This is a genomic window from Bacteroides sp. 519, assembly GCF_010500955.1.
In the GTDB taxonomy this organism is placed as follows: Bacteria; Bacteroidota; Bacteroidia; order Bacteroidales; family Bacteroidaceae; genus Bacteroides.
Genome location: NZ_QVMJ01000028.1, coordinates 12,279 through 24,371 on the forward strand (window position 1 = coordinate 12,279; position 12,093 = coordinate 24,371).

The 12,093-nt window shown below is 38.8% G+C and carries 9 protein-coding genes and 1 other RNA gene; 6 read left to right on the forward strand and 4 right to left on the reverse strand.

What is annotated here, in order from left to right:
- The first annotated feature begins 78 nt into the window (after positions 1-78).
- Positions 79-3,633, forward strand: a complete 3,555-nt coding sequence (nifJ, locus tag D0T85_RS18335) for a pyruvate:ferredoxin (flavodoxin) oxidoreductase (RefSeq protein ID WP_163214980.1) — start codon at positions 79-81, stop codon at positions 3,631-3,633.
- A gap of 68 nt (positions 3,634-3,701) precedes the next feature.
- Here the strand turns inward: nifJ and D0T85_RS18340 are convergent, their stop codons facing one another.
- Positions 3,702-4,091, reverse strand: a complete 390-nt coding sequence (locus tag D0T85_RS18340; RefSeq protein ID WP_163214981.1) for a lipocalin family protein — start codon at positions 4,089-4,091, stop codon at positions 3,702-3,704.
- Positions 4,092-4,254: 163 nt separating this feature from the next.
- Here D0T85_RS18340 and D0T85_RS18345 point away from each other — a divergent pair, with 163 nt between their 5' ends.
- Together D0T85_RS18345 and D0T85_RS18350 are read left to right on the forward strand one after the other, a co-directional pair.
- Complete coding sequence (locus tag D0T85_RS18345) at positions 4,255-6,876, forward strand: DUF6493 family protein (protein WP_163214982.1); 2,622 nt, start codon at positions 4,255-4,257, stop codon at positions 6,874-6,876.
- A 12-nt stretch (positions 6,877-6,888) separates the two neighbouring features.
- A complete protein-coding gene (locus D0T85_RS18350) occupies positions 6,889-7,761 on the forward strand; it encodes an esterase family protein (RefSeq protein ID WP_163214983.1) in 873 nt (290 codons plus the stop codon).
- 1 nt (position 7,762) lies between these two features.
- Here D0T85_RS18350 and D0T85_RS18355 read toward each other — a convergent pair whose 3' ends face one another.
- Positions 7,763-8,524, reverse strand: a complete 762-nt coding sequence (locus D0T85_RS18355; protein WP_163214984.1) for a TSUP family transporter — start codon at positions 8,522-8,524, stop codon at positions 7,763-7,765.
- A 21-nt stretch (positions 8,525-8,545) separates the two neighbouring features.
- Complete coding sequence (locus tag D0T85_RS18360) at positions 8,546-9,691, reverse strand: iron-containing alcohol dehydrogenase (RefSeq protein ID WP_163214985.1); 1,146 nt, start codon at positions 9,689-9,691, stop codon at positions 8,546-8,548.
- 170 nt (positions 9,692-9,861) lie between these two features.
- On the opposite strand from D0T85_RS18360, the gene D0T85_RS18365 reads away from it, so the two are divergent.
- The 3 genes from D0T85_RS18365 (at position 9,862) to D0T85_RS18375 (ending at position 11,567) form a co-directional block, all read left to right on the forward strand.
- A complete protein-coding gene (locus D0T85_RS18365) occupies positions 9,862-10,239 on the forward strand; it encodes a type II toxin-antitoxin system RelE/ParE family toxin (RefSeq protein ID WP_370460005.1) in 378 nt (125 codons plus the stop codon).
- Positions 10,236-10,526, forward strand: a complete 291-nt coding sequence (locus D0T85_RS18370) for a helix-turn-helix domain-containing protein (RefSeq protein ID WP_163214986.1) — start codon at positions 10,236-10,238, stop codon at positions 10,524-10,526. Before D0T85_RS18365 ends, D0T85_RS18370 begins: the two co-directional genes overlap by 4 nt.
- A gap of 63 nt (positions 10,527-10,589) precedes the next feature.
- Positions 10,590-11,567: a WG repeat-containing protein gene (locus tag D0T85_RS18375; protein ID WP_163214987.1), complete on the forward strand. Its 978-nt coding sequence runs from the start codon at positions 10,590-10,592 to the stop codon at positions 11,565-11,567.
- Between the two features lie 79 nt (positions 11,568-11,646).
- On the opposite strand, the gene ssrA is transcribed toward D0T85_RS18375, so the two are convergent.
- Positions 11,647-12,044, reverse strand: a transfer-messenger RNA (tmRNA) gene (gene ssrA, locus D0T85_RS18380).
- Positions 12,045-12,093: the final 49 nt, after the last annotated feature.

Sequence of the window (12,093 nt, forward strand, 5' to 3'; positions counted from 1 at the left end):
AAGGGCGGAGGAGGATGTATTATTCTTAATAAAAATTTATATATAAATAAGAGAATCTTTACTTTTAAATATTTAATTATGACTAAACAGAAGAAATTCCTTACTTGTGATGGAAATCAGGCTGCGGCGCATATCTCGTATATGTTCTCCGAAGTAGCTGCTATTTATCCTATCACTCCATCTTCGACTATGGCCGAGTACGTAGACGAATGGGCAGCCAAAGGACGTAAAAACATCTTTGGCGAAACAGTTCTGGTACAAGAAATGCAATCGGAAGCGGGTGCTGCTGGTGCTCTCCACGGTTCATTACAAGCCGGAGCATTAACCACAACATATACAGCTTCTCAGGGTCTTTTATTGATGATCCCTAACATGTATAAAATTGCAGGTGAGTTATTGCCTTGTGTATTCCATGTGTCTGCACGTGCATTAGCATCGCATGCTTTATCTATCTTTGGCGACCATCAGGACGTTATGGCTACCCGCCAAACAGGTTTTGCTATGTTGGCCGAAGGATCAGTACAAGAAGTTATGGACCTTGCTGCTGTAGCGCACCTTGCTACATTGAAAGCACGCGTTCCTTTTGTGAATTTCTTTGATGGTTTCCGTACTTCACACGAAATCCAGAAGATTGAATCATTAGAAAACGAAGATCTTGCACACCTTATTGATCAGGAAGCTTTGGCCGAATTCCGTGCACGTGCACTGAATCCGGGTGCTCCTGTTGCCCGTGGTATGGCCGAAAACCCAGACGTTTACTTCCAACACAGAGAATCGTGCAACAGATATTACGATGCTGTTCCTGCTATTGTTGAAGAATACATGAACGAACTGTCGGCTATTACAGGACGTAAATATGGCTTATTCGATTATTACGGAGCCGAAGATGCCGACCGTGTAATTATTGCTATGGGTTCTGTAACCGAAGCAGCCCGCGAAGCTATCGACCACATGGTTGAACAAGGCGAAAAAGTTGGTTTGGTTGCTGTACACTTGTACCGTCCATTCTCTGCTAAACACTTCTTGGCTGCGGTGCCAAAAACAGCTAAACGTATTGCTGTTCTTGACAGAACTAAAGAACCGGGTGCAAACGGAGAACCTCTTTACTTGGATGTAAAAGACTGTTTCTATGGTGCTGCCGATACTCCTGTTGTAGTGGGTGGTCGCTATGGTCTTTCTTCAAAAGATACAACTCCTGCACAAATTATTTCGGTGTTCGAAAATCTTGCATTGCCCGAACCAAAGAATCACTTTACTATTGGTATTGTTGATGATGTTACCTTTACATCTCTTCCTCAGAAAGAAGAAATAGCTTTGGGTGGCGACGGAATGTTCGAAGCTAAATTCTATGGTTTAGGTGCTGATGGTACTGTAGGTGCCAACAAAAACTCAATCAAGATTATTGGTGACAATACCGACAAATATTGTCAGGCATACTTCTCGTACGACTCTAAGAAATCGGGTGGATTTACTTGTTCTCACCTTCGTTTTGGTGATACTCCAATCCGTTCTACTTACTTCGTAAATACTCCTAACTTCGTAGCTTGTCATGTTCAGGCTTACCTCAGAATGTACGATGTTACACGTGGTTTGAAGCAAAACGGAACATTCCTGCTGAATACAATCTGGAATGAAGAAGAATTGGCAAAGAATCTGCCTAACAAAGTAAAACGCTATCTGGCACAGAAAAACGTTACTGTTTATTATATGAACGCTACTCAAATTGCAATGGAAATTGGTTTGGGTAACCGTACAAATACTATTCTTCAATCGGCATTCTTCCGTATTACAGGTGTTATTCCTGTTGATTTGGCTATTGAACAAATGAAGAAGTTCATTGTGAAATCTTACGGAAACAAGGGTGAAGAAATTGTTAACATGAACTATGCTGCTGTTGACCGCGGTGGTGAATACAAGAAACTGAACGTTGATCCGTCATGGGCTAATCTTGCTGACGACAAAGAGGAAACTAATAACGATCCGGCATTCATTAACGAAGTAGTTCATCCTATCAATGCACAGGATGGCGACTTGTTGCCAGTATCTAAATTTGTTGGTCGCGAAGATGGTACATGGGATCAGGGAACTGCTCAATACGAAAAACGTGGTGTAGCTGCATTTGTACCCGAGTGGAATCCAGAAAACTGTATCCAATGTAACAAATGTGCTTATGTTTGTCCTCACGCTTCAATCCGTCCGTTTGTATTGAACGAAGCAGAACAAGCCGGTGCCAACTTCACTACTCTTAAAACTATTGGTAAACAATTTGATGGTACAACCTTCCGTATTCAGGTTTCTGTACTCGACTGTTTAGGTTGTGGTAACTGTGCCGATATCTGTCCGGGTAATCCTAAAAAAGGTGGCAAAGCATTAGAGATGAAATCTTTGGAATCTCAACTTGCCGAAGCTAACAACTGGGAATACTGTGTGAAGAATGTTACCAGCAAACAGCATCTTGTTGATGTGAAGAGCAATGTGAAGAACTCACAGTTTGCTACTCCATTGTTCGAGTTCTCGGGAGCTTGTTCGGGTTGTGGTGAAACTCCTTATGTGAAACTTATCACTCAGTTGTTTGGTGATCGCCAGATGGTTGCAAATGCTACCGGATGTACTTCTATCTACTCTGGTTCTGTGCCTTCAACTCCTTATACAATGAACGAAAAAGGACAAGGTCCGGCATGGGCTAACTCATTGTTCGAAGACTTCTGCGAATTTGGTTTAGGTATGGAGCTTGCCAACGAAAAGATGCGCGAGCGTATTGCTATCCTTATGAACAAGGCTATTGAATCAGAAGCTTGTCCTTCCGAAAGCAAAGAGCTGTACAAAGAATGGATTGCAAACATGTTCGATGCTGATAAAACAAAAGAACTTGCCGATAAGATTATCCCTGCTTTAGAAACTACAAAAGATAAATGCGAAATCTGCAAAGGTATCTACGATCTGAAACAGTATCTTGTTAAACGTTCACAATGGATTATCGGTGGCGACGGTGCTTCTTATGACATCGGTTACGGTGGTCTTGACCATGTAATTGCTTCGGGTAAAGATGTAAATATCCTGGTTCTTGATACCGAGGTTTACTCTAACACAGGTGGACAGTCTTCAAAAGCTACTCCGGTGGGTGCTATTGCTAAGTTTGCTGCTTCGGGTAAGAGAATCCGCAAGAAAGACCTTGGTATGATGGCAACAACTTACGGTTATGTATATGTAGCTCAGATTGCAATGGGTGCCGATCAGGCTCAAACGCTGAAAGCAATCCGCGAAGCCGAAGCATATCCGGGACCATCTTTGATCATTGCTTATGCTCCATGTATCAACCACGGTTTAAGAGCCGGTATGGGTAAATCGCAAGCTGAAGAAGAAGCTGCTGTTAAGAGCGGTTACTGGCACTTGTGGCGTTACAACCCTGCTTTGGAAGCAGAAGGTAAAAACCCATTCACCCTTGACTCGAAAGAACCGGATTGGTCACAATTCCAGAACTTCCTGAAAGGCGAAGTACGTTATACTTCTTTATTGAAACAATATCCGGCAGAAGCAGGCGAACTGTTCAAAGCTGCCGAGGAAAATGCAAAATGGAGATATAACAATTACAAACGTTTGGCTAACCAATCATGGGGAACTGATGCTGAGTAATTTAATTACTTCTATATAAATAAAAAAGCGGCTCATCGCCGCTTTTTTTTAATTTGCTATCTTATAGCTTATTTTCTTTTGCATCTTACTTTATAATTCAAAGCCAGCTCTGCGAAATTCAACTGTATCTCGGCTTGCGTATTACTAAGTTTTAGTATTTTACACTCACCAACTTCTACTCCTTCCATTGAGCATGTAATTGTTTCACCTTCGATTTCATACGTTCCTCCCAATGGTGTTTCTCCCATTGAAATGGCAAATGTTTTATCAGCATTGAAAGTTGCAGTAATACCTTCGAACGTACTTGGAGGATCAATGTATACACCACTTATTTCAACTTTGTCAATCTCCCATGTACCTGTAATCAATGACATATCGATTTTATCATCGTCGTCCGAACAAGCAGTAAACACCAATAAGCTAAAAAGAACAGGTAACAGGTAAACTAATTTTTTCATGTTTTTTATTCGTTATAATTAATAATTCGGCGCAAAAGTATGCAGAAATAATGGAAAACTGATGCATTAGTCTATCATATTTCAGAATTAATAGTGTATTCAGATTCAGCTATTGTCACTTTCAATATTTTTTTCTAAGTTTATGCCAGTTATAACAAATACCATGAAACAAATTATAGAACTAATTATTGGGCAAAACACCGACCTGATACTTGAATGGGCTAAAAAGCTGACTGATGAAGAGCGATACAAATCGATAGAGTTATTGAAATCGATAGATATTTCGAAAGATATTATCAAAGAACAACCGCCCAAAGAATACAATGCTGCATATTACGATAAGTATGGAAACGCGAATGGAACTATTACTTTTATGAAACTATGCTGTATTCGTACTGCCAAGGATCTTCTGCTCACTGCACCCGAATGGAATAAGTCTTTTTCTGTAGTTCACTCTTATTTTTGCAAACCATTGTTTGGTGTGGAAGCAATAAGTGAGTATTTTAAGCTCTTTCCACCGGATTATTTAATGCAAATAGTAACAGCCAACTCTTCAATGAGGGATTCAAATAATAATTTTCGCTTGTTGTGGAAATTGTATACAAATAACTTTATGCCCTTTGATGAAGAAATATTTGTACGGTCGTTGTTCATTATTACCATGTTCAACCGGGATACAATGAAGGATGTAGAATTTCTGAAAGCAAATCCGGAAGCCATTGACAAAGTATTGTTGCAATTCTATAAATACGAACTCCCCGTACTCGATATATCTAAATGGCAGGCGAAGGATAAATTTGTTTGTAAGAAATGTACAGAATACTGGGAAGAAGTTTTTGCCGAGTTAATCAACGAAAATGCTATAACAGATCGCAACATTATCAGGAACCTATTAACTACCTTTACCTACAACTGGAAGAAAGCACATCTTGATTGGCACATCCGTATGTTGAAACTCTTTAAACCAACAGCTGAAGAGTATATTGATAATCAAGATTACTTGTATGCTGCCTTATACTCAACAAATTCTACTGTTGTTAACTTTGTGGTAAGTATAGTGCAAACCATTTATAAAGAAGAACGGTTCGATGTGGATAGTTTTATGCAAGGTATCCCTAATCTGTTCAATAAAGAAAGAAGCGACAAAGCTATATTGACGGCTCTCGATGTATTATCGTATCATTTGGAGAAAAACAATGCTTTGCGCCAATATGCGGGTATTGTTGCCGGAGCATTGGTGCAATCAAGCGATAAAATACAAGAAAAGGCTGCTACATTGTTAGTGAAATATACTAATGAAACCGATCGTTCAATGCTGGTAGAACCATTTGCTGTATCGTTAAAACAGAAAGCACGCGAGATACTGCAAATTGATAAAGAAGAAGTAGAAAATGTTAGTATAGTATCTATTAATGAACCAATTGAATACCCACTTAACTGGGAAGATTTTTTGTTTCATGTTGGAAAAACACTCAGCTCGTTGCTACCGGTGGATATTGATGTTATGTATGAAAGCCTTATCCGGCTACAAGACCAGTTACCGGAAGATTACATTTCGCAATTGAAACCTTATTTAAAGAAACTGCAAAGATCTTCCGAGAAGGATTTGTTGTTCTATATTGCTGAGTTTTTTGATAACTGGATTGAATCCGGAAGAAAGTATACAATCAATTCGTCTTTTGGAAAAAACATGCATCCTCTTCCATTTATGCGTAACAGAAACGAATGGATATTATCGAAACTGAAACGGAAAAATAAATTGCCTTTACTGTCTTCGCCTACGCATTATCCTTTCTTTGTTCATCCGGACACATTGGTACTCCGGTTGTTTGACTACGAAAATGCAGGTGAGCAAATAGAAATGGAAGATTTGATTGTTGCCTGTAATCGAATTTTAAAGGTGGATATTTCGGAAGAAACACGGTGTATAATAAAGAAGCTAAAAGGTACATATACTGCTGCTATTCAATATCTTTTGGGTATATCGGGTACAATAGAGCCCGATAATGATACATTATATTTGTGGGGGCAGATTACCCGTACCGCTTCTCCTAATGCTGTTTTTAATGAGTACACTAAAACCGAATTAAAGAACTATCCCGCAATAATGAAACCGTTTTTGCCAACCTATCAGGTTGAACGCTATTATTCGGATTGTAAAGAGTATCATTGGGATTATTTATTACTGGAAGATAACTGGAATGGTTCGCATCGCAAAACGTATAAAAAAGATTCATATCCTTACTTATGTTTCTATACCGCCTATAATGGATTCCACTATTATTCAACAACCGGATTTCTTTACTGGTTAAGTCTTGTACCTCACTATTGTGAACCGGTTCTTTTACATTATATCCCCGATACAGCTTCGGATAATGAGGTGATCGATTTTGCATACTGTCTTCATCCTTTGCAGTTCCTGATCGAAAATCAGATTCCGGTTTATCATGGCGGATGGATATACATTGCCCTGTGCCTGATTTTTGAAAAGAAAGTATCCCGTGATTTAGCTGCCGAGTATATCAATGTTGCTTTTCAACTGGGCTTTATGGATACCGAGTATCTTGCAGATTGTATTGCTACCCTGATAATGAATAACTTTGCTCCAGTAAACAGGCTTGTAGAGTATTTAGATTTGGTAGTTCCCCGGCAAATTAAGGAGTTTCAATTATTGATTACCCGTAAGTGTATAGAAAAGGGACGTAAAGATGCGTTACCAACCAACTATAAAAAGTTAGTGGCGTATTATAATGAAATATGTAATTATCTGGAAATTAAACCATAAAAATTAGTACCTATGAAACAATTGTTAATTACTGCCATTCTTGGCTTGATCTTTACCACATCTTTGTTTGCACAGGGCGGACAGGTTTTTGAAACCCGAACTGTGAAAAGTAATATTCTTAAAATGGAACGTAAATACTCTATTTATCTTCCACCGGGATATGATACTAGTGATCAAAGTTATCCGGTGTTGTATCTGCTTCATGGAGCAGGCGACGATCATACCGGATGGGTGCAATTTGGTCAGGTGCAGCAGATTGCCGATAAAGCAATTGAGGAAGGAAAAGCTGCCCGAATGATTGTTGTAATGCCCGATGCCAATACTGGTGTTCGTGGCTATTTCAATGCTATTGACGGAAAGTTTGATTATGAAGATTTCTTCTTCAATGAATTGATACCTCATGTTGAATCAACCTATCGTGTACGTACCGATAGACGCTATCGGGCTATAGCAGGACTATCTATGGGTGGCGGTGGAACAATATTCTACAGTTTGCACCAACCGGATATGTTTGCTGCCGCTGCGCCACTAAGTGCTGCTACTGGTAATTGGGATATACAACAGCTTAAAGAAAGAATCAATAAATCTAATCCGGGTATATCCGATGATAAGATTATGGTATACTACAATCGCCTTAGTATAGAAGAAATTATAAAGAATGCTTCGGAAGAGGAATTGAAGAAGATAAAGAGCATTCGTTGGTACATTAGTTGTGGCGACGATGATTTTCTTTATGAAGGTAACAGCCGGATGCACATCCTTTTCCATAAAAATAATATTCCGCACGAATACCGTGTGAAAGATGGTGCACATACCTGGACTTACTGGCGCATGGAATTACCGTTGGTTATGGAGTTTATATCGAAATCCTTTATGCAATACTAAGTTAAATAACCAAATCCCAAATGAGTTTTATCATCAGTAGGGTTAACACAAGTATTAAAATCGGCCGGACTATTTTCTGGCCGTTTTTAATGGCTAGTCCGCTACCAATATAATGCCCGGCAATGGCACACAGAGCCGCAGGGATACCTACAACAAATAGTATTTTCCCTTCAATAAGAAATACTGCCAGCGATGCAAGGTTTGAAGTGAGGTTTACCAGTTTGGCATTCCCCATACTGGTAAGTAGGTCGAAACCCAGAACGGAAGTATAGGCCAGGATAAGAAAAGTACCTGTTCCTGGCCCGAAAAAGCCATCGTAGCCACCAATCACAAATCCGATAACGGAAGATAAAAAAATGATCCGTCCTTTCGATAAATGTTTAGGAGTGACAGCCGTTAGATTCTTCTTCTTAAAAATGATCATGGCTATTATCGGAACCCCTGCTATCAGAATGTACTGCAAGATCTTTGCTTCCATATAAACAGCAATCTTTGCACCGATGGCTGAACTGATAAGGGCAAAGATAACCGAAGGGATAGCGCTTGTTAGGTTGTAGCTTTTGTTTTTTACAAAACGCATAGTGCTGAATAAAGTGCCTATGCAGCTACTGAACTTGTTTGTACCCAATGCAAAATGGGGCGTTAAGCCTGCAACATTATAAGCCGGAAGCGAAATCAATCCACCACCTCCGGCAATGCTGTCGATAAGTCCGCTGATAAATATCAACGGACAAAGAATAATCAGTTGTTCGAAGTAATCCATTCCATGTAATGGTTCTGATCTTTAGATTCTATCCATCAGAATCTTTTTGGCTATTTCACCATTCACATTTCCATTTTCTCCGAAAGCAACCTTGCGTTCATTGAAACGACGTTCTATTTCTTCAATAGTTTCCATGCCGATACCCTCTTCGCTTAAACGGGTAGTAAGGCCAAGTGAACGGAAGAATTCGTCTGTTTTGGCAATTGTTTTATCAATACGTTGGTCACGGGTTCCTTCGGTAATGCCCCATACACGTTCGCCATACTGAATGATTTTGTCACCCTTGCTCTCGCGTAGGATATTCATTGTTCCCGGAAGAACAATCGCCAATGTATGACCATGCGAAAGACCATGCAAAGCAGTCAGTTCGTGTCCAATCATGTGAGTAGCCCAGTCTTGAGGCACTCCACCCAAAGCAACGAAACCATTAAGGCCCATTGTTGCAGAGAGCATAAATTCGGCCATCAGGTCATAGTTGTGTTTGTCCTTTTTAATCAAGGGAGCAATTTCAACTACTGTTTGCAAAATACCTTCTGCCCAACGATCCATCAGGCGTGATACAGCAGGAACGGTTAGGTATTGCTCCATCACATGCACAAAGGTATCAGTAAGCCCGTTGGCAATCTGGTTATCGGGAAGTGTGAAAGTAGTCTCCGGATCAAGGATAGAGAATACGGGGAAATTAGAATAAAAAGCAAACTTTTCTTTAGTTGCCATATTAGAGATTACTGCACCCTGATTCATTTCCGATCCTGTTGCAGGCAAGGTAAGAACAGTTGCAAGCGGAATGGTATTCATTTCTTTACCAGCCAGCACCAAATCCCACGCATCACCATTATATAATATACCGGCAGAAATAAGTTTGGTTCCGTCGATCACCGAACCTCCGCCTACAGCAACAAGAAAGTCTATTTTCTCTTCTTTTCCCAATGCAATAGCTTTGCGAAGAGTTTCGATGGTAGGATTGGCCTCTATACCCCAGAACTCTACAGTATAAAAATCCTTCAGTGCCTCTACAACTTGGTTGTAAACGTTATTTTTTTTCACACTACCACCACCAAAGGTTACCATTATGCGCTTTCCGGTTGGTATTTCGTTAGCTAATTCTGCTATCATACCTTTGCCCATAATGAGCTTTACCGGATTTTGGAAAATAAAATTATTCATAATTAGTTGTTATTAATAGGTTGAAAAACATCAGAATGTTATCTGTTTGGTTGTAATTGGATACGAAGGTACAAATTGTTTTCTTAAAAGTTTAATTTGGGTTGCTTAATAAATGGGTTTAGTAAGAGTTAGTAAATAGTAACAAATTGTTCAATACAAAGTTTGCACAAATGCAACTTATACGTTACCTTTGTGAAATGGGAAAAGTAAGGACTATTATTACCTATAAAGACTATTTTGAAGACTTTCTTAGTTGCCAGCGTCCAAAGGTAGTGAGTAAGATATTACAAATATTACGTATCATTGAGCAAGTGGAACGAGTGCCTGCCAATCATTTGAAGTATGTAGAAGATACGGATGGATTATTTGAGATACGTGTTAAATTTGGCAGTGACATATTTCGTATATTTTGCTTTTTTGAAGCAGGCAAGCTTGTCGTATTATTAAGTGGGTTTCAAAAGAAAAGCCAAAAGACGCCACCAGAAGAGATTAAAAGGGCCATAAGGCTAATGGAGGAATATTATAAAGAAAAGGAGGAACAGAAATGAATACAAAAACATTATCTGAGTTAGAAGATAAATACATTGGAAAAGTTGGTTCGCCAGAACGTGATATTTATGAGGCTGAATTATCTGATTTGATGATTGGCTTTCAAATAAGAAATGCTAGATTAAGTTTAGATATCACTCAGGAACAATTAGCCGAACGTATTAACAAAAAGCGTGCATTTATTTCACGTATTGAAAACGATGGAAGCAATCTTACAATAAAGACACTGCGCGATATTGTTGAGCGTGGACTTGGTGGTAAGCTAAATATCGAAGTAGAACTTTAAATCCGAAAAATTGAACAGTGACTGCATGATGCCTGTCAGATTTACGGATAGAAAACAAAAAAAATGCCATTAAGAAAATTAATCATCCTTAGCGTTCTTGTGTTGACTTCATGTACTTATGGGCAAACAGAAAAAACGCAAATAAAAGCCCAGGCAGATAAACAAAATAAAATTCCGCCAGAAGAAAGATATGACCACATTGAAACGTTCTTCTACCAAGACCTGAAGGTGGTAACTAAAAACGCAAAATGGGGATTTATCGACAGGGCCGGAAATGAATCCATTCCATTGAAATATGACTATGCCTGGTCCTTTCGCTCAAACAGGGAGTATGCTAGAGTACAATTAGATGGAGAAATATTTTTCATTAACAAGATAGGAGAAAAGCTAGACACTGATAGTATCTATGCACTTGAATGGCAGGAACGTTTGGATGAATTTAATAGCAATCCTCCTGTTTCGGCAAAAGAAGTTGCTAGAATAGCTCCCATCATCAAAAAATGGACTGATTTTTACAAACTTGATTTTGCAAAGGCACGGCTTATAGAACATAACGATAATGCTTGTATAAAGTGTCCCTCCTCCATAGATACAGATGGGATAAATTACCGGGAGTTTGAAAAAGAACTTGATACAAACAAGCGTATAGATGTCGATTATTCACCAAACAAACAATGGTATGTAGATTTGGGGATAATGTACGAAGAAATAGAAGGAAAAAGATATTTTATAGGTTGGGACGATTGCCAGTCGGTATATCTTATTGATCGCAAACGAAAACACCAAAATATGATTATGTGGAATGGAGCTTCAGGATTAGCTGAAGGAGTATTTTGGAAATCAAATGATTTGTTTGCTGTTGTAGGCTATGATCATGATTGTCGATTTATAAATGTATTTGATATTGCTAATGAGACAATAAGCTACTATCAAATAATTCTTAAAGAAGACAATGCTGGTGGATATATGAACGGGATTTATCTGAAAGAGAAAGGAATTATTACAGAAAACGATACCGAATACGATATATATATAAATTAATAATATTTTAATGGTACCTAAAAATAAAAACTCTGTAAATGAAGTATTTACAGAGTTTTTATTTGATTTCTTAATTAAAAAGTGGAGCTGGAGGGAGTCGAACCCTCGTCCAAACGAGGAAACCATAAGCTTTCTACATGCTTATCTTTGCCTAAATTTTCGAGTATAAGCAGAACCAAAGCCATCAACTTATACCTTATCCTCTAAAGTTTCATTTACAATGCGAGGCTATTGCAAACTATCTCCGATATTACTGCACCACTGAACCGGAATGCTTCGAAGCCACAGCTTCCGAGTGATGTTTCGTTCCAGTACCTAGTACCGGAATAAAGCGTTATCTACTATGATTCGATTACGCAGCGAAAGCGTATTGTTTTTCGCCAGATAAAATTTTAGTAACTGAGATTAAAGTGCAAATCACTGACGCACTGCATGCTTACATACCATTTCTACCCGCTGTCAAATCCAGTCAACCCCAGATTATATAACTTGATAAGAAACTTTGTTGCAAAGATAAGGATAATCT

Coding starts and splice junctions, on each gene's coding strand:
- D0T85_RS18355 (WP_163214984.1), bottom strand. CDS start 8,524: ATGGATTACTTCGAACAACTGATTATTCTTTGTCCGTTGATATTTATC.
- nifJ (WP_163214980.1), top strand. CDS start 79: ATGACTAAACAGAAGAAATTCCTTACTTGTGATGGAAATCAGGCTGCG.
- D0T85_RS18340 (WP_163214981.1), bottom strand. CDS start 4,091: ATGAAAAAATTAGTTTACCTGTTACCTGTTCTTTTTAGCTTATTGGTG.
- D0T85_RS18375 (WP_163214987.1), top strand. CDS start 10,590: ATGCCATTAAGAAAATTAATCATCCTTAGCGTTCTTGTGTTGACTTCA.
- D0T85_RS18360 (WP_163214985.1), bottom strand. CDS start 9,691: ATGAATAATTTTATTTTCCAAAATCCGGTAAAGCTCATTATGGGCAAA.
- D0T85_RS18350 (WP_163214983.1), top strand. CDS start 6,889: ATGAAACAATTGTTAATTACTGCCATTCTTGGCTTGATCTTTACCACA.
- D0T85_RS18370 (WP_163214986.1), top strand. CDS start 10,236: ATGAATACAAAAACATTATCTGAGTTAGAAGATAAATACATTGGAAAA.
- D0T85_RS18345 (WP_163214982.1), top strand. CDS start 4,255: ATGAAACAAATTATAGAACTAATTATTGGGCAAAACACCGACCTGATA.
- D0T85_RS18365 (WP_370460005.1), top strand. CDS start 9,862: ATGCAACTTATACGTTACCTTTGTGAAATGGGAAAAGTAAGGACTATT.